This window comes from Polystyrenella longa (genome assembly GCF_007750395.1).
GTDB classification, from domain to species: domain Bacteria; phylum Planctomycetota; class Planctomycetia; order Planctomycetales; family Planctomycetaceae; genus Polystyrenella; species Polystyrenella longa.
On sequence record NZ_CP036281.1, the window covers coordinates 4705316 to 4724595 of the forward strand.

Annotated in this window: 15 protein-coding genes; all 15 read right to left on the reverse strand. The window is 50.5% G+C overall.

Annotation, left to right across the window (positions count from 1 at the left end; genetic code table 11):
• Positions 1-4 precede the first annotated feature (4 nt).
• The 15 genes from Pla110_RS17445 to Pla110_RS17515 all read right to left on the reverse strand — a co-directional run bounded on the left by Pla110_RS17445 (position 5) and on the right by Pla110_RS17515 (position 19251).
• On the reverse strand, positions 5-976 hold the full coding sequence (locus tag Pla110_RS17445) for a phosphatidate cytidylyltransferase (RefSeq protein WP_144997564.1): 972 nt from the start codon (positions 974-976) through the stop codon (positions 5-7).
• A gap of 65 nt (positions 977-1041) precedes the next feature.
• Entirely contained in the window at positions 1042-1689 is a 648-nt protein-coding gene (locus Pla110_RS17450; RefSeq protein ID WP_144997566.1) for a CDP-alcohol phosphatidyltransferase family protein, read from the reverse strand.
• A 160-nt stretch (positions 1690-1849) separates the two neighbouring features.
• Entirely contained in the window at positions 1850-3052 is a 1203-nt protein-coding gene (gene lhgO / locus Pla110_RS17455; protein ID WP_144997568.1) for an L-2-hydroxyglutarate oxidase, read from the reverse strand.
• Positions 3053-3139: 87 nt separating this feature from the next.
• The gene (locus Pla110_RS17460) at positions 3140-3364 is read right to left on the reverse strand and encodes a (Na+)-NQR maturation NqrM (RefSeq protein ID WP_144997570.1); all 225 of its coding nucleotides are present in this window, start codon (positions 3362-3364) and stop codon (positions 3140-3142) included.
• Positions 3365-3603: 239 nt separating this feature from the next.
• Positions 3604-4560: an FAD:protein FMN transferase gene (locus tag Pla110_RS17465; RefSeq protein WP_197440259.1), complete on the reverse strand. Its 957-nt coding sequence runs from the start codon at positions 4558-4560 to the stop codon at positions 3604-3606.
• 174 nt (positions 4561-4734) lie between these two features.
• On the reverse strand, positions 4735-5961 hold the full coding sequence (nqrF, locus tag Pla110_RS17470; protein WP_144997574.1) for an NADH:ubiquinone reductase (Na(+)-transporting) subunit F: 1227 nt from the start codon (positions 5959-5961) through the stop codon (positions 4735-4737).
• Between the two features lie 69 nt (positions 5962-6030).
• The gene (gene nqrE, locus Pla110_RS17475; protein ID WP_144997576.1) at positions 6031-6639 is read right to left on the reverse strand and encodes an NADH:ubiquinone reductase (Na(+)-transporting) subunit E; all 609 of its coding nucleotides are present in this window, start codon (positions 6637-6639) and stop codon (positions 6031-6033) included.
• Between the two features lie 3 nt (positions 6640-6642).
• The gene (locus Pla110_RS17480; protein ID WP_144997578.1) at positions 6643-7269 is read right to left on the reverse strand and encodes an NADH:ubiquinone reductase (Na(+)-transporting) subunit D; all 627 of its coding nucleotides are present in this window, start codon (positions 7267-7269) and stop codon (positions 6643-6645) included.
• A complete protein-coding gene (locus tag Pla110_RS17485; RefSeq protein ID WP_144997580.1) occupies positions 7269-8075 on the reverse strand; it encodes a Na(+)-translocating NADH-quinone reductase subunit C in 807 nt (268 codons plus the stop codon). Before Pla110_RS17485 ends, Pla110_RS17480 begins: the two co-directional genes overlap by 1 nt.
• Positions 8065-9273, reverse strand: coding sequence for an NADH:ubiquinone reductase (Na(+)-transporting) subunit B (locus Pla110_RS17490; RefSeq protein WP_144997582.1), 1209 nt, complete (start codon positions 9271-9273; stop codon positions 8065-8067). Before Pla110_RS17490 ends, Pla110_RS17485 begins: the two co-directional genes overlap by 11 nt.
• Before the next feature lie 110 nt (positions 9274-9383).
• A complete protein-coding gene (locus tag Pla110_RS17495) occupies positions 9384-10739 on the reverse strand; it encodes a Na(+)-translocating NADH-quinone reductase subunit A (protein WP_144997584.1) in 1356 nt (451 codons plus the stop codon).
• 824 nt (positions 10740-11563) lie between these two features.
• Positions 11564-12991, reverse strand: a complete 1428-nt coding sequence (gene lpdA / locus Pla110_RS17500; protein ID WP_144997586.1) for a dihydrolipoyl dehydrogenase — start codon at positions 12989-12991, stop codon at positions 11564-11566.
• Between the two features lie 236 nt (positions 12992-13227).
• Entirely contained in the window at positions 13228-14541 is a 1314-nt protein-coding gene (locus tag Pla110_RS17505) for a 2-oxo acid dehydrogenase subunit E2 (RefSeq protein WP_144997588.1), read from the reverse strand.
• A gap of 212 nt (positions 14542-14753) precedes the next feature.
• Positions 14754-17444: a pyruvate dehydrogenase (acetyl-transferring), homodimeric type gene (gene aceE, locus Pla110_RS17510; protein WP_144997590.1), complete on the reverse strand. Its 2691-nt coding sequence runs from the start codon at positions 17442-17444 to the stop codon at positions 14754-14756.
• Positions 17445-18258: 814 nt separating this feature from the next.
• Positions 18259-19251 carry an NAD(P)H-dependent glycerol-3-phosphate dehydrogenase gene (locus tag Pla110_RS17515; protein WP_144997592.1) on the reverse strand — a complete coding sequence of 331 codons (993 nt, stop codon included), beginning with the start codon at positions 19249-19251 and terminating at the stop codon, positions 18259-18261.
• Between the last annotated feature and the right edge of the window lie 29 nt (positions 19252-19280).

Below are 19280 nucleotides of genomic sequence, written 5' to 3' on the forward strand. Positions count from 1 at the left end.
TCTCTTAAAAGTAGAGGTAGTAGACGTAGTGGAAAAAGAGGGGTGCTGTGAAAGTCAAACTATCAACGCGATCCATTACCCCTCCATGACCGGGAAGCATCGCGCTCGTATCTTTCACTCCCAAATCACGCTTCAACGCGGAAATACTGAGATCACCAAAGAAACCGCCAACGCCTATTAGTAACCCGGCAACCAATGCGTATTGCCAGTTCAATAAGGTTAACCAAGGGCCCACGATGCAGGCGATGATTGCTGTCGTCGCAACTCCTCCGACAAATCCTGCTACGGTTTTTCCCGGACTGATATGTGGAGCGATCTTACGGTGTCCGCATGTCTTTCCCCATACGTACTGCGCAACATCGTTCATTTGAGTCAGAGCAATTAACAGAATCAATAATCCCGGACCTGGGGAGACCTCGCCTATCGTGTCATTCGCATCGGGAACCGTTCTAGCATTTGAATTCCATTCGAGGCTGATCAGTGCTGCGGCGTGAGAAAGGCTGAATACCGTCGTCATCAGTCCCCACTGAACCATTCCGATAGATCGCAAGAACCCCTCTGTGACTCCCGTGAGAATCATTCGCGATGGAATGAGCATAAACATGTAAACTGGAATAAAAACAATAAACATGCCATACCAGTCCACGTAAACCCAGTAGTACTGCACTGGGATGGCAAGATAAGCCCAGAAGAGAACACGGCGATCGGCCCGTCGTGCGGGAATGAGTGAGAAGTACTCCTTCATTCCAAGAAAACTCACGAACGCAAAAAAGAACAAGAGGGCTGTTTTCCCCAAAAGAAAAGCACAACCAAACACCACAATGATGATCCACCAGGTTTTCATTCGTTGCACAAGTTCAACACGATTTTTGTCCGGTTGAAATCGGCAGAGAATGAAGACGTATAACGACGAGAGGATCAACAGTAGAAAGATGCCCCCCAGGGCCCAGCGAACCTCAGTTGTGAGATGTTCCATGTGGGTCAACTCGCCATTTTTCAGCTTATTATTGCAAGAATGAAAGATCCGAATATAAGCACAAGTCACACGGGCTTGGCAGAATCTTCCGTTGGACGATCTCCAGTGGACTCGACTTCACTTAGCGATTTGCGGGCGCGATTAACGATGGTCAATATCAGCAACAGAATCATCATCCACAATACATAGTCTACCCAGGGTTGAGGTTGGATTCCCAAGCCGATTAACAGCGCAAGAAAGCCAAACAAAAAGGCACGATCACTTTTTCCTAAAGGCCCTTCATATCGCCGTGTGGTGCCAAGTTGAACTCCTATGACTCCCGTCATTTCACTCATCACCGAGAGCAGCACAATGATCGTCACTAATTCTCCGGACACTCCGGAAATCAATGCCAACGGAAGATAGAGCCCGGCATCAGCCACGACGTCGCCCAACTCATTTAACACGAGTCCCAAGTTGGACTTCATGTTGTGCTCACGAGCGAGCATTCCGTCAATCGCATTGAGTGCCATCCGGAAAAAGAGAAAGGGAGGCAATACCAGAAGTGGCCAATGCTCGTTCGGGTTCAACGCTATGAGAGCTCCGACAATGAGAGAGCATACGACGGCTAGCACAGTCACTTGATTGGCCGTACATCCAATCGTCGCTAACTTGTCCGATAAGGGCCGCAACAATCCCTGAAAGCGAGGTTTCAAATCATAAATACTGGCCATATTCCCCACCTGTTTTTTGGCATCAGGTCGCGATTACTCCGCGCCGCTCTGAACAGCAGATGCGAACAGAGCGAACGACTTCCAGTCTAACCTGCGATCTGTTCAAAAGTCCAACTTGGAGAAGTGGGTTGCGTTGCAGCTCAAGAATTTTTTGGGAGTGTCAAAACTGGCCTGCGAGTTTTTCAACGATGATTTTGCCAATGTTCAGCGAAGAAGTCGCAGCGGGCGAGGGAGCATTGCCAACAAGCACCATGCGGTCTGACTCGTTGATGATGAAGTCATCGACCAACTTTCCGTCGGGAGAAAGAGCCTGAGCGCGAACACCGGCCGGAACAGAAACCAGATGTTCGGAACGAATCTCGGGGATGAGATGCTGGAGTGCTTTCACAAACGCGGTTTTGCTGTAGGAGCGCCACATTTCTCCCAGCCCTGCCTGCCAGTTGTTCACTGCAAGCTTCAGAAAGCCGTTGTAAGTGAGCGACTCGAAAAGGTCTCGCACGTTGATATCACTCTTCTGATAACCTTCCCGGGCAAAGGCCAGCACCGCGTTTGGTCCACATTCCACTCCACCATGGATGATGCGGGTGAAATGCACGCCCAGAAACGGAAACTTGGGATCGGGTACAGGATAAATGAGCGTACGGCAAAGATGTTGCGCTTCGGGTTTGAGTTCGTAGTACTCGCCTCGAAAGGGTACGATCTTCGCGTTGAATCGTTCGTTCGCCATACGGGCGACGCGATCGCTTTGCAGCCCAGCACAAGTTACGACGTATTTGCTTTCAAATGAACCCGCTTTAGATTCCACAACGATATGATCTTCGTAACGACGAAAGTTCATCACTTCGGCATTGGTGATAATTTCACCATCCGCTTTTCGTATTCGCTCCGCCATCCGTTCGGCAACTTGAACGTAATCGACGATGCCAGTCTCGGGAACATGAATCGCTTTGATGCCGGCGGCGTGTGGTTCTAATTCGCGGAGTCGAGCTTGATCGATCACTTCGCATTGAACACCGTTGACTTGACCTCGCTCATATATTTTTTCCAGAGCAGGCAGCTCGGATTCATCCACAGCCACAATGACTTTGCCACAGATGTCGTAAGTAATTTCTTCTTCACGACAGAAGGCTTCCATCGCCTCTTTACCTGCGCGACAGTTTGTTGCTCTGAGTGAACCGGGGCGATAATAAATCCCCGAGTGCAACACGCCGGAATTGTGCCCCGTCTGATGCTGCGCAAGACGCGATTCCTTCTCCAGCACAATCACTTTTTTCCCGGGGTATTCTAGGGTCAACTGGTAGGCAGTCGCCAACCCGACTATTCCTCCACCGACGATAGTGATGTCTGCTTTCTGGAGAGTCATTGTCAATTCAATCTGGCGGGAGAGCGCGGACGGGAAAGGAAGAGAGCAAATCCCGGAAGAGAGAGAAAAGCAGCGAGCGAAATTGTTTTAGACTTTTGATTCGTCGGCACTAACTTCGGGCACGCCTCGGCATTCAGGCGACGGTTTCGTACACGCGTCACAAATGGAGTGGCCTTCCCCATCGGTCATATTGGCCAGACCGCCGCAGGTTCCTTTAATACTCCGGTTACTGATCAGAACACCCACGCTCATAGCAATGACTGCGATCAGAAAGATACCGAGAGTGATTCCTAATAGGACGAAATAATTCATGGTGGAAGGGAGCCGGTAAAGTTTATCTCAAAGTTTTACGAGCAGATCGTGACAGGGCGGCACTCTCTGACAGATACATTCGGGAAAGAAGTTTCGTTCATCTGCACGAATTCAACATGCAATCTCACATGCAGCTTCACTGTACCCGATTCAATTAATTATACGCGGAGACGGAAGCAAGCTCTATTATCGACCCGCTTAAAATCGTTTCGTTCGTGAAATCTATCGTTTTAAGCCCGTTACGGTCCTGACTTGGCGGTCTCGTTTAAATACTTCGTGAATTCCGCAGAACTCCATTCTTCCTGCGAACCGCCTTCTCCGTTTGGGTAAACCAAAAAGATTGCCAGATTATTTTCGATGGCGAATTGCTTTGCTTCTTCAGGGCCCATCACCATCAGGGAGGTCGCTAAAGCATCTGCCAACATACAATTATCGGCCAGCACTGAGGCTGACTGCAATTGATGAGTGACAGGCCGGCTTGTTCTTGGATCGATCGTGTGAGAGTAAGTATTCCCGTCCGAATCTTCAAAGAAGTTGCGGTAATTCCCAGACGTTGCCAGCGCCCGGTTGTTCAGAGATACCGTCTTCACAATCTGCGGTGTTGTTCCAGGTTGAGAAGTTGGTCGTTCAATCGCCACAGTCCAGGAGACGCCGTTGGGTTTTTTCCCCCGGGCGACCATTTCTCCCCCAATATTCACGAGATAGTTTTGAATTTCCGCTTCTTCCAGAACTAGCCCCAACAGATCGACACCATACCCTTTGGCGATGGCAGACAGATTGAGGAACACTCGGGGATGTCTCTTTTTGAGTGCAGGCTCGCCCCCACGAGTTTCGAGGAGATGCCAACCTACGTATTCTTTAATACCGTCGAGCTCTTCCTCAGTCGGGACTTTGAATTCTTCCCGCTCGACGCCGAAGTTCCATAATTCGATCAACGGTCCGACGGTGACATCAAAGCTGCCATCCGTCATTTCACTGATTTCGAGTGACTTCGACACGACCTCCTCAACATCGGCATCGACAGGAAACCAGTCCGTTGTGTCGGCAGTATTGAATTTCATCAACTGAGAGTCGGCCTGCCAGGTCGACATCAGATCGTTGATTCGTTTCAGTTCAGCTTCCAGTTTTTTCCGGATTGAGTCGTTTGTTTCGCCTGGTGGTAACTCGTTAAACCGGACATCGTAATAGGTTCCCATGGTCTCGCCCTTAATTCGGACGGACGAATTCGTACCTGCACGATCACATCCAGCAAAGACCAAACAGAAAAAGACCATCAGGAGAATGCGTCCGGTACAGTTTGACCTGTTTTGGGGGGACGGCAATCTCATGATGGTCTCGTTGTTCATTGCTGTTTGGCTTGAAAGCCGGGTTTAGCCACCGAAGTCGTCGAAGCGGACGTTTTCGGGTTCAACACCCAAGTCATCCAGCATTTTTCGCACTGCGGAAAGCATCATAGGCGGTCCGCAAATGTAATATTCAAGGTCTTCTGGCGAAGGATGATCTTTGAGGTACTTTTCAAGCAATACCTGGTGGATGAAGCCTTGGTAACCAGTCCAATTGTCTTCCGGCATTGGTTCGGAAAGTGCGACTTTAAAGCTGAAGTTATCGAACTCTTTCTCCAGTGCTTCGAACTCGTCTTCATAGAACATTTCACGAAGACTACGAGCACCGTACCAGTATGACACTTTGCGGTTCGTTTGACCGGTTTTGAAAAGCTCGAAGATGTGCGAACGGAGCGGAGCCATTCCAGCACCACCACCGATGTAGACCATTTCGGCGTCCGATTCATTGATGAAGAATTCACCATAAGGACCGCTGATCGTGACTTTGTCACCCGGTTTACAATTGAAGATGTAAGAGGAGACTCGTCCGGGAGGAATTCCGTCTGGGGCTCTTGGCGGTGGAGTCGCCACGCGGACGTTCAGCATGATGATGCCTTGTTCGCCCGGATAGTTGGCCATGGAATAAGCACGAATCGTCTCGTCTTCAACATGCGATTCGTATCGCCAGACGTTGAACTTGTCCCAGTCTTCGTGATATTCCTCTTCGATTGCAAAGTCTTTGTATTTCAGATCGTGCGGAGGAACTTCAATCTGTATGTAACCACCCGCTTTGAAATTCACAGCTTCGTTGGCTGGTAAAGCCAATTTGAATTCTTTAATGAAGGTCGCCACGTTGCGGTTCGAAATGACTTCGCATTCCCATTTCTTCGTTTCGAAGACTTCGGGCGGCACTTCGATTTTCATGTCCTGCTTGACAGCGACCTGGCAAGACAGACGGCAACCTTCTTTGGCTTCGCGATTTGAGATGTGAGTCTTTTCAGTCGGAAGAATATCTCCCCCTCCTTCAAGAACTTTCACCTCGCACTGGGCACAGGTTCCACCACCACCACATGCAGAAGAAATAAAGATCCCTTCGTTCGCCAATGCACCAAGTAATTTGCCGCCAGCGGCTACGGTGATTTTTTTCTGATCATTGATGGTGATGCTCACGTCGCCGGAAGAGACGAGTCGTGATCGTGCAACCAGAATCAGCGTGACAAGCGCGCCTACAATTAGCACGAAAAAGACAACACCGAATATGATGGGTTCTATCATTGTTCGATCAACTCACTGAGTAGTTTTACCAGGATGGCTTATATGAATTCAAATCGGGGATGATGCAGACTACAGGCTGATGCCTGAGAATGACATGAAGGCCATTGCCATCAATCCGACGGTGATGAAAGTGATACCGAGGCCTCGCAGTCCGGGAGGCACATCGCTGTATTTCAGTTTTTCCCGAATTCCCGCCAGTGCAACAATCGCTAATGCCCAGCCAAATCCTGAGCCAATGCCGTAAGTGACACTCTCAGCAAAATTGTAGTCACGTTCAACCATGAAAAGCGAACCACCAAGAATGGCACAGTTCACGGTAATCAATGGCAGGAAAATTCCCAGTGCGTTGTAGAGCGGGGGAAAGAATCGGTCGAGCGTCATTTCCAGAATCTGCACCATGGTGGCAATCACCGCGATGTAGCTGATCAGTCCCAGAAAGGAGAGATCCATTTCAGTATACCCAAGCCAAGACAGTGCTCCGGGTTTAAGAACGAACTGAAACAGAAGGTTGTTAGCAGGAATCGTAATCGCTTGAATGACGAGAACTGCGATCCCAAGACCGATCGCCGTTTTGACGTTCTTCGAAACCGCGAGGAAAGTACACATCCCGAGGAAAAAGGCGAGAGCCAGGTTCTCGATGAAGACGGATTTAATGAATAAGCTGAGTAAGTCCTGCATGGTTTAGCTCTCCTCAATCTGCTCGGGTTTGATAGTGCGGATAACCCAGATCAACAGGCCAATGATAAAAAAGGCACTGGGGGGCAACAGCAATAGCCCGTTTGGCACATACCAGCCGCCATTTTTTTCGAGCGACAGCAGCTGGAATCCCATTAGTGAACCGGAACCAAACAGTTCCCGAACAACGGCAACACAGAGCAGAATAAAACTGTAACCGAGGCCGTTTCCGACTCCGTCGAGAAAGCTCATCTGCGGATTGTTTTTCATTGCGTAACCCTCAGCTCGTCCCATTACGATACAGTTCGTAATAATCAGCCCGACAAAAACGGACAAAGTTTTGCTGATGCTGGGCAAATACGCTTTCATAAGCTGGTCGACGACAATCACCATGGAGGCAATGATCGTCATTTGTACGATAATCCGGATGCTGTTTGGAATTCGCTTTCGCAGCGTACTGACTGCCGCACTCGAACAGGCAGTCACCGCAATCACTGCAAGACACATAACGATTGTCGTCTGCAGCTTGACTGTAACAGCCAGAGCCGAACAGACTCCCAATACCTGCAGGGCGATGGGGTTATTGTTCATTACTGGATCGAGCAGCACATCTTTGGGTGATTTTTCAGCCATTATTGGTCTCCCGCAGATCGAATTTTATTGATGAATGGTCCGAAGCCGTTCTCACCAAGCCAGTACTGGAGCATATTGTCGATGCCCTTGGTTGTGATTGTCGCTCCGGAAAGACCGTCAATTTTGTATTGTGCGTTAGGATCGTCCGCAGTGACCTGGCCTTTGATTACCGTAATGGTGACATCCCCTTCGTCGTTGAAAGCGATTTTCCCAGGCCAAGTCGCCTTCCAGTTCGGGTTATCGACTTCACCACCGAGACCAGGCGTTTCGGCATGTTCGTAGAATGTCAAACCGCGAATAGTAAGCAGGTCCTTGTCGATGGCGATGAAACCTCGCAAAGTGGACCAGAGTCCGTATCCACGAATAGGAAAGATAAAGAGACTGACTTGATCGTCTTCGCCCTTCACTTCGTAAACGAAAGTGTATCTTTCCCGTGTTTTGATACCGGCGATATCGTTCTCAACCGGCTTGCTCAAATCGGGGTCTTTGGATGCCTTACGTGGGTCATAGTCAGAGACGTTGAAATCGACCTCCGAACCGGAGACATATTCTCCCGTTTCGAGATCAACAAGTCTTGGCTCCACCTGAGCGAAGACTTCTTCAACAGTTCCCTCTCCTGAGGTAGGAGCATCCTCTTCCGGGTTCCACATACCGGCGGCGGACAGGATATTCTTCTGAAAGTCCAACTCTTGATTTTTCTTCTGGATCGGTCGCAGTGAGACTGCGACGGACGAGACGATAACAGAGCAGACCAAACAGAGTCCCAGGGAGACTACGATCACATTTTGGACCGAATCACGCTGCATTTCGGGCCAACCTTCTTTTAATGTTAGCTTGAATGACGAAGTAATCGATCAGCGGGGCGAATACGTTACCAAACAGAATGGCAAGCATAATCCCTTCCGGGAACGCCGGGTTGACCACACGAATAAGTATTGTCATGGCTCCAATCAGGAAACCATAAAACCATTTCCCTCGTTCCGTCATTGAAGCGGACACGGGGTCAGTTGCCATATAGACTGTACCAAAAGCGAAGCCTCCAACTGCCAAATGCCAGATAGGATTCATCTGGAACATGGGGTTGGATTCGCTGCCGATCAGGAAGAGCACTGAAGAAAAGGCAAGAGCCCCCATCACCACAGAGACCATGATTCGCCAGGAACCAATCCCAGTGATAATCAGGATCGCCGCTCCGATCAGACAGGCCAAGGCTGATGTTTCACCCATCGAACCTTGAATCGTTCCGAGGAAAGCATCGCCAAGGGTTACGCCAGAAGCATATACGCTGTCCATTCCGCCAGCGGCAGCAGCTCCCAGAGGGGTCGCCTGACTGTAACCATCGACAGCAGTCCAAACGGTGTCGCCAGAAATTTGTGCCGGGTAAGCAAAGTACAGGAAGGCCCGAGCGGTCAAAGCCGGGTTCAGGAAGTTACGTCCTGTACCACCAAAGATTTCCTTACCGATGACTACACCGAAGGAAATTCCGATGGCTACTTGCCAAAGCGGAATCGTTGGCGGCAGCGTTAATGGAAAGAGCATCCCCGTTACGAGGAACCCTTCGTTAATTTCATGTTTACGTACGATGGAGAACAAGGCTTCCCAGGCGCCACCAACAGACATCGTGACAATGTAGACGGGGAGGAAGTGTAATGCACCATAAGCGATACAATCGAGCCAGCTTCCGGCATTAAAGCCGAGTCCCAGCATCTGCATCAGATCAGCACGCCAACCGTCAGGGATAGTGCCCGAAGGAATGTTTAGATTGGCTTGGTATCCCGTGTTATAGAGGGCCATGTAGATCGCTGGAAGCAACGCTACGATGACCATCGACATCATCCGTTTGAGATCGATTGCATCCCGTACGTGTGAGTTGGTTTTGGCCACTTCACCCGGCGTATAGAGAAACGTATCCCCCGCCTCGTACAATGGGTACAATTTTTCCCATTTGCCCCCTTCTTCGAAGTTGGGAGCAACACGGTCCAGTATTTTTCGCAATGGTTTCATAAGGTTTTCGCTTTGAAATCGTGCTCCGACAGGTCGAACCGATCAGTCTCGTTCCGAATGATGTTAAACAAAGCTGAGTTAACATCGAAACAGAAATCAGGGGATGTTATTTAACCTTCTTTTTCGATCTGCACCAGACAGGATCGCAACAACGGTCCATATTCGTACTTGCCAGGACAGACAAAAGTACAAAGTGCCAGATCTTCCTCATCTAACTCAAGACAACCAAGTGCCTTGGCGTCTTCAGTGTCGCCGATGATGATTGATCGCAAGAGTTGGGTCGGAAGAATATCGAGCGGCATGACTTTTTCGTAAGAACCAATCGGGACCATTGCCCGCTTGCTTCCATGAGTCGAAGTCGTGAACGGTAGTTTGCTGTCCATCGTCCGTAACGCCGAGGCAAATGCTCGTGTCACAGAGAATTTGGACAGTCCCGGATCTTGCCACCCCAGTAGGAGTCGCTCTGACCCTTCGGGCAGAACAGTCACTTGATTGTGGAATCGTCCCAGGTAATTGAAAGGCCCAGCAGCGGTGCGGCCACCGAACACGGAGCCAGCAATCACGCGATTTTCGCTTTCTCCGATAACTTGTAGTTCATCTGCGACAACTTCACTCAGACAGGCACCGACCTCGGTGCGGATCAATCGAGGATTCTTAATAGAAGGCCCCGCGAGTGAGATGACGCGTTCGGAAGAGAGGACACCTTCAGTGAAGAGTCGTCCGATTGCGATGACGTTTTGGTAATCGACATGCCAGACGACACGATCTTCACTGGCAGGATCGAGGAAATGAATGTGTGTTCCGGGAAGTCCGGCGGGATGCGGGCCGGCGAATTCCTGCTCTTCCACCTGATTCAGCTCTGCTCCAGGCAATGACTTGCCATTGCCGCGACAGAGAAAGACTTTTCCGTCGGTCAATCGACATAGAACTTTCATTCCCTGAAGGAATGCCATTTCGTTCTGGCCGATGATGATTTCCGGATTGGGAGCAAGTGGATGAGTATCGATCGCAGTGACGAAAATGGAGCGAGGCTTGGAATCGATCGCGGGCACTCGGCTGTAGGGCCGAGTTCGCAGAACGGTCCACATGCCGGATTTCACCAGCAAATCGCGAACCTTATCGGATTCCAGATTCAGCAGATCGACATCGGGATAAGATTCGAATTTAACAAACTCATTACCAGACTTTTCAATAACGATTGACTGGAATACCCGCTTGGCTCCGCGGTTGACTTCGATCACTTTTCCGCTGGCAGGAGCGGTATAGCAGACACCGTCTGTTTTCTTGTCGGTAAACAACAAGTCTCCTTTTTTGACCATGTCTCCTTCGACAACAGCCATCGTCGGCTTCATACCGTAGTAATCAGCGGCGATCAGTGCCACTTTCGTGACTGCGGCGCCATCCTGAATTTCCTGCTTGGGTTCGCCTTCAATTGGCAGGCGAACACCCTTCGAAATAGTGATCATCTCGATAACGATCCTTGAATCATCTGCAAGAACGCGTGTCTGGCATAGAACCAGTTGCCTAGTCCTGCCAAGTTATTGGATTTGTAAACCCACGCTGGAATTTGTCGAACGATATTTTGAATGCGAATCGGAAACGGCTCTTCAACTTTTTGTCCAGGCGATGAATCAGAACATCGAACTTGACGAATACTGTTTCCACTTTCAAACCTCCCAATAGATCGAACAAGGTAATTTCGTTCGAAACTTCGGCAAATTCAGGGAATGAGCGCTACTGGATAGGAGGCAGTGAGAAGGGCCAATGACAACCTCGTAATGAAACAAGAAGACTTGCGTCCCTCAAGCTGTCACTGGAACAGAACCGGATCAGACAGCGAAGGAGTGAAGTGCTGTGACCGGCCCGACTTCAAAACAGGTAAGTTGAAAAGATGGGTTAAACTAATCCTCAAAGGACGTTGCTTTCCATCGATCCGCTGCATTTATCAGCTTAGATTTTGGTATCTTACCGTTCGATTTTCTTTTGGGTAGTTAAGTCGAGTAATTATTCAAAGAACTATTTCAACTTGCCAAAACACCCGACCGCATTCTCGAATATGAGAAACATGACCAGCCATTATTCTCTAATTAGAAAACGAACGTCTGCAAAAATTGGGAGCGAGTGCACACTTTCGGTTTCCCACCTGCAAATATTCGCCGATTCGAGACGATCATGGTGAGTATCGAATCATAGCAACGTTTTGAGCGTAGCCGCAGCTAACACAACATGAACGCTCGGCCCAACGAGATCATAACCGCCTTCAATTCGACACCAATAACAGTGACACGAATTAGTTGCGTTTGGGTCGATAGACGTGAGTCGCCTGAGCGAACGCACTTTCGGCCGCTTCCATCAGCGTTTCTGACAACGTCGGATGAGCGTGGATCGTGGCAGCCATATCCCGGGCCAATGCGGCAGTTTCCACAGCCAGAACACCTTCGGCGATTAACTCACCAGCGCCGGGACCGACGATTCCGACTCCGATGACTCGATCCGTATCGGGATCGAATAGAAGTTTTGTCAGTCCTTCGGGACGATCAATCGCTTTGGCACGGCCAGATGCAGCCCAGGGGAACTTGGTGACTTTGACCGAAATGTCGTTCTCTTTGGCGTCCAGTTCAGTGACACCACACCAGGCGACTTCGGGATCGGTGTAGATGACGGACGGAATGGCTGCAGGATCAAAAGCTTCGGGTTCGCCAAGAATGGAACCGACGGCAACTTTGGCTTCGCGAGTCGCTTTATGAGCCAGCATCGGGTTGCCGTTCACGTCGCCAATGGCGTAGATGTGTGACTCGGAAGTTCGCCGCTGAGCATCGACAGGAATGAATCCCCGTTCATCAACTTCCACCTGTGTGTTTTCGAGGCCCATATTATTGCTATTAGGACGTCGGCCAACACAGACCAGCACTCGATCAAAGGTTTGAGGAGATTTCACACCGTCACCTTCTATCTCAGCGACGATGCCGCTGCGGGTTGCTTTCAAGCTATTGACCTTCGTGTTGACATGAATCGCTTCGAAGTCTTCTTCAAGTCGTTTTTGCAGCGGCCTGATCAGATCCCGGTCAGCCCCTGTGGCGATTTGTGGCAGCATCTCGACAACGGTCACCTGAGACCCGAGAGCGGCGTAAACTTGTCCCAGTTCCAGTCCAATGATTCCGCCACCGATAATCAAGAATCGTTTGGGGACATCTTTCAGCTCGAGTGCTCCCGTCGAATCCATCACCCGGTCGTCATCCAGGCGGAACATCGGAGGAGCAATCGGAGAAGAGCCGGTGGCAATGATCGCTTGCTTGAAGGAGACTTTACCGACGGACTTTCCATCCTGGGTCAGTTCGATTGTATTCGAATCGAGGAAGGAGCCGCGAGCTCGGACGGTTTGCACCTTACGGGCCGAAGCAAGCTGACCGATTCCGCCAGTCAGTTGTTCGACGACTCTGTTTTTGTAGTCGCGTAATTTGTCGAGGTTAACCTTGGGCTTCGAAAAAGAGACGCCCCAGTTTTCGGCTTCTTTGGCTTCGTGAAGCAGTTTGGAAACGTGGAGCAATGCTTTGGAAGGAATACAGCCCCGGTTGGCACAAACGCCGCCCAGACGGGGATCTTCATCGACGAGAATGACTTTCTTGCCATGATCGGCTGCTTCAAATGCGGCCGGGTATCCCCCCGGACCACCACCGATAACTACGACATCACATTCTCCGCCCAGCGATTCCGCCATTTTTCTGTGCTTTCAAATTCATTTTGAGCAGGTACTGCTCTTCTTAATTCAATATTGGGTATTTAATCCCATTTGCAAACAAAGGTTCCATTCGCCCCCGCCAGACAAGAGCGACTCGCCTCGTTTCCGTCGTGACTAAACTTCTCGACTTAACATTGCGATCAATCGCATGGAGAGTTTTTGCCAATCGAAGCCGGTCGAGGACGCGTGTGTAACCGACCGGCCAGTTTCAGGATTTAACAGTCTGTCAGCAACTGGAACATATCAGAGAAGGAGCGAACGAGTTTGCTGACGAAGCGTGCCGCGTCCGCACCGTTGATCACTCGGTGATCGTAGGAAAGGGAAATCGGCATCATCATTCGTTCAACGATTTCGCCCTGATCCAGACGGAGTTCATTCCGACTGCGGCACATCCCCAGGATGGCCACTTCAGGATAGTTGACGATCGGTGTGAAGCCGGTACCGCCGATACCACCCAGGTTGGTGATCGTAAAGGTTCCGCCTTGCATTTCGTCCATCGACAGCTTTCGGTCGCGGGCTTTGATTGCCAGTTCGGTCGTTTCCTGAGCGATATCCAGAATCGATTTTTTATCGGCGTTCTTGATCACAGGTACCACGAGACCATAAGGCGTATCAACCGCGATCCCAATGTTGTAATACTGCTTTAGAACCAACTCACCAGACTGAGCATCATAGCTGGCATTAAAGTTGGGATAGGCCTTCAACGCGTTCACGGCTGCTTTTACGGCGACGGCGGTCATGGTCACTTTGGGACCATTCTTCCCGACGGTCGACATGAACGTTTTGCGAGACTCTTCCAAGTTGGTGATGTCGGCAAGGTCGTGTTGCGTTACGTGAGGAATGACCTGCCAAGCCATACTCAGATGCGATGCCGCTGTCCGCTCGAGCTTGCTGAGTTTGCGGCGTTCCACTTCTCCGTACTGGGAGAAATCTGGTAGCGGTGGTGCGGTCACGGGACCACCTCCACCCGATCCACCACCAGAAGTCAGTTGGCGAACAAAACCCTGAACATCTTCGACGGTAATTCGGCCACCAGGACCAGTTCCGTTAACTTGATGCAAGTCGACACCCAACTCGCGAGCTAGCCGACGAGTAGAGGGAGTCGCTGGAGGAGGAATTTTTCCTGCTTCGGATGTCGTTGGCTGAGTCTGTTGCGCCGGTTGAGGAGACGACGGTTTGCTCTCTTCTTTTTTCGGCGGTTCCTGTTCCTTAGCGGGTTTTTCCGCTTTGGGTTCCTCTTTTTCTTCCTTGGGTTCTGCGGATTTGGCTTCTTCTTGGGCGGGAGCGCCGTTTGATTCCGCGATCGTCAGGAGCACTGCACCAATGGGTACCGAGTCGCCTTCGGAAACGTGAATTTTGGAAACCGTTCCCGCATGGGGGCATTCAATTTCGGCAACCGCTTTTTCGGTTTCGACTTCCATCACCACGGAGCCAGCGGAGATGGAATCTCCCTCTTTCACTGTGATAGAAGAGATCTCCGCTTCATTCACGCCTTCGGAAACTTCAGGAAGTTTGAATTCAATCGACATGCTGAATTGTTTCTTAAAAAGAGGACACGGCTTTCAGGTAATAACCGCTATCCGTTTGAAAATTAACCAGGCGGGAGCCCGTTCGACAAACATACGAGCGGATCGCGAACGACTACGGACTCTCCGGCAATTTTAGGATCGACTGGATCTCATGACCGAGTCTGAAGTTACCAGACCTGTTACGGTCTGGTCTTCAAAATCAGGTATACAAATCAGGCATACAGAGGATCGACTTTATCAACATCGATACTCAGATCGGACTGAGCCTGTTTGACGAGGTCCCAGCTGACTTTTCCTTCGTGAGCCAGAGCGACCAACGTTGCGTAGGTCGTGTGCTCTGCGTTCACTTCGAAATGCTCCCGCAGGTGCTCCCGAGAATCGCTGCGACCGAAACCGTCTGTTCCCAAGGTCACGTATTGACCAGGAATCCATTGACGGATTTGATCGTGAACCAATCGAACATTGTCGCTGGCAGCAATGAAGGGACCTTCCTGCTTGTCGATCTGAGCTTCCAGGAAACTCGTACGTGGTGATTCTTGAGGATGCAGTCGGTTCCAACGATCGGCACTGCGAGCTTCGCGAGCCAATTCGCTGTAACTGGTGATACTCCAGACATCAGTACCAATATCGTACTTTTCTTTGAGGATCTGTTGTGCTCTCTGAACCTCCATTAAAATCGGACCACTACCGAAGAGTTGAGGTCGAGCTCCACCGGCTCCTTGTCCGTCTGTTTTCTCCAAGTGATACATTCCCTTGAGAATGCCATTAACCACATGGTCCCCTTCGGGCATTGCTGGCATTTCGTAGGTACCGTTGTAGACGCTCAGGTAGTAGAAGATGTTCTCCCCTTCCTGATACATCCGTCGCAGACCTTCCTGCACGATGACGGTGATCTCATACGCAAATGCAGGATCATAGGCACGCAAATTCGGGATTGTGGTTGCGACCAACTGACTGTGACCATCCTGGTGCTGTAAACCTTCACCGTTCAATGTCGTTCGCCCGGAAGTTCCCCCCACGAGGAAACCTTTGGCGCGAGAGTCACCGGCAAGCCAGATCAAATCGCCAATTCGCTGGAAGCCAAACATTGAGTAGTAGATATAGAATGGAATCATGTTTACACCCAGGTTGGCGTAAGCGGTTCCCGCGGCGACGAATGATGCCATCGCACCAGCTTCATTAATTCCCTCTTCGAGAATCTGGCCGTCTTTGGCTTCTTTGTAGTACATAACCTGGTCACGGTCGACAGGCTCGTACAGCTGGCCGGTACTGGCATAGATACCGCACTGTTTAAACAAGCCTTCCATACCGAAAGTACGAGCTTCGTCCGGAATAATTGGAACGATTCGCTTGCCAATTTTTTTGTCTTTCAATAACCCACTAAGCAGGTTGCCAAAAGCCATTGTCGACGAAGCGGGTTTCCCACCGGAACCTTGCAACATTTTGCCAAATGAATCCAACTTCGGCGTTTCCAGACTCTCGTCAGTCGGTTGACGATTGGGAACATATCCACCGAGTTCTTTGCGACGTTCCTGCAGGTATTTCATTTCCTGGCTGTCTTCGGCAGGCCGGTAGAACGGAGTGTCTTTGACTTCTTCGTCGCGAATCGGAATTCCGAATCGTGAACGGAAGGCAAACAGCTCTTCTTCGTTCATTTTCTTGGTGTTGTGAGCGATGTTTCGTCCTTCGCCCGCTTCACCCAGACCATAACCTTTGATCGTTTTCGCCAGAATGACGGTCGGAGATCCCTTATGCTCTGAAGCCGCTTTATAGGCAGCATAGACTTTCTCGCTGTCGTGACCACCTCGTTTGAGTTTCTCCAACTGCTCGTCGGAAAGATGTTCTACCATCGCCTGCAGTTCTGGATCGACGCCGAAGAAGTGTTCGCGAATGTACGCTCCCCCTTCGACAACGTATTTCTGGAACTGACCATCGACGATTTCGCCCATACGTTTTACAAGTTTACCATCGCTGTCGCCGGCGAGAATGGGGTCCCAATCGCCACCCCAGACCACTTTGATGCAGTTCCAGCCTGCACCGCGGAATGCTGCTTCCAACTCCTGAATGATCTTACCGTTACCACGAACGGGGCCATCCAGTCGTTGCAGGTTGCAGTTCACGACAAAACAGAGGTTGTCCAGTTTCTCACGAGAGGCAAGAGTGAGTGCACCGAGTGTTTCCGGTTCATCGACTTCGCCATCGCCCACGTAACAGTAAACGCGCGACTGTGAGGTATCGATAATTCCGCGATGCTCTAGGTATCGCAGGAAGCGTGCATGGTATATCGCTGTGATAGGGCCCAATCCCATGGAGACCGTGGGGAATTGCCAGAAATTCGGCATTAACCAGGGATGCGGGTACGAAGAGAGTCCGCCACCACGAGGAATTTCCTGTCGGAAACGAGTCAGGTGAGACTCATCCAGTCGGCCTTCAACGAAGGCTCGCGCGTACATTCCCGGTGATGCATGCCCCTGAAAATAAACCATGTCACCAATTTGGTTCTCGTTGCGGGCTTTGAAGAAGTGGTTTGCTGCAACTTCGTATAAGGTTGCTGAGGAAGCAAACGTAGATATGTGACCACCAATCCCGTCGCTGGAGCGGTTCGCTTTCACGACCATCGCCATCGCATTCCAACGGATAATGCTCTTAATACGTCGTTCCAATTCCAGGTTACCGGGGTAACGTGGCTGCTCGTCGGAAGGAATCGTATTCATATACGGTGTATTGGCCGTAAAAGGGAGTGTCACTCCTCGCAGGTAAGCTCTTTCCTGCAAGTTAACGAGCAACTCCTGCAATCTTTTCGGTCCGTAACGGTGCAACACATCTTCTAATGAGTCGTACCATTCTTCCATTTCGTTGGGATCAATGCCTGAAACCGTGTCCATTAAAGAGTGGCTCGCCATATGCTAAATTTCCTGGGGGTGTTACCGTGTTTCGACATTCCGGGCTGAGTTCGAAAACCAGGCAACCGCAGTCTAAAAATGTGGGGACTTCCAAATGGGTTCGTTTATTCCATTCGGAACCAACGCATTTCACCTCGATTTTTACTGGTTCAACCCGAAAGCTGTCCAGTCGAGAGGAGTGCGATGAAAAGTGATTTCATAAAAGTTCAAGAGGGTCGCTCTTCCAACTCAATCTTCGTGACTATTGAGCCTTCCGCAACCGGAATAGTAGCGTCTCACTGACATTACTGGCTGATTTTTCAGGAACCTCGTTCGTCGCGAGTCGTTGCTCCCAAAATCAAGTAGTCGTAATAGGTTATTTTTATCGTATTTGAAGGGAGCACGCAAAGGTAGAATGCCTGAACAGGATTGAACATACATCCAGACCATTCACCCCAGCCCACCCATCATAACACAGCATGCTGGAATGACAAAGTGTCACGATCGAACCCATCGCCCCCGAGAATAACTCTTCAGATCGGGAATAAATCCTAATCGCGACGAAAATGACAGAAACAATCCCAAGTCGAAATTGCCCACAAAAACCTGAATCTATGGCCTACATCAGCTAGAAAGCGATATCACCGACAGCCGAAATCGAGATCGCCTGACGGAAACAAGGCAATCAGGACCGGTTGCAGCAACGATAGGTATTACCGAAACAAAACCGGCTCCAATCAGGCCCTCCAATTGAGCCTCCCAATAGTGAGAATTTTAGCGGAGCCGCACTGAGAATGACCTCGGGTAAACTCGACAGTCCTCTTCATTGCCCCGCCTATTCGTCTTTTGGCGGTCGCATCATCAAAGCGTCGGTCGCTTCACCTGGTGATTTCTCTTCAAACAGGACCTGGAAAATCTGTTCGGTCAGGGGCATTTCAATCCCCTGTTGCAGCGAAAGTTCATAAACAGAGCGAGTTGTTGCAACCCCTTCGGCGACCCCTTTCATATCAGAGACGATTTGAGCCAGAGTTTCCCCTTTGCCCAACCGTTCGCCGACTCCTCTGTTGCGACCATAGGGGCTGATACAGGTGGTGATCAGGTCACCGATTCCGGCGAGGCCATAAAACGTGTTCGCCTCGGCTCCCATCTGTGTCCCGAACCGGGTGATTTCGACGAGCCCGCGTGCGACGAGTGCTGACTTGGCGTTGTCGCCGTACCCGAGTCCATCGCAAATGCCGGCTGCAATCGCAATCACGTTTTTAAGTGCCCCTGCGAGTTCTACCCCGACGATATCGATATTCGTATATACGCGGAATCGGTCCGTGTTGAATAACTCCTGCACCTCACGAGTGAGGCGAGCGTCACCTCCAGCGGCGACCACCGAGGCAGGCAACCCGCGGGCAAACTCCTCGGCGTGGCTGGGGCCGCCCAGCGCGACTACGGAACGTTGATCGAGTACTTCGGAGATAATCTGACTGGGTCGCATCAATGTTTCGTTTTCAAGCCCTTTGATCACACTGACCACCGGTCGGGTTTCTGTGAGTGCGGGACTCAGCGTTTCTAAAACCCCCCTCAAGAACTGCGTTGGAACGGCGGCGACGATGATCTCGGCCCCTTTAAGTGCCGATTCGACATCGGAAGTCACCTCGACCGAATCAGGGATTTTAATCCCGGGCAACTGGCGTTCATTCTCTCGTTGCTCCTGCATCGTACGAGCGTGTTGCTCATCGCGAGACCAGATGGAGACCTGGATGCCCTTTTGCCCCAGAATGGTGGCACAGGCGGTCGCCATGGCCCCGCTTCCTATGATCGCGCAATGTTGAAACATATTTTCCTTACATCCTGTTTAACTGGTAT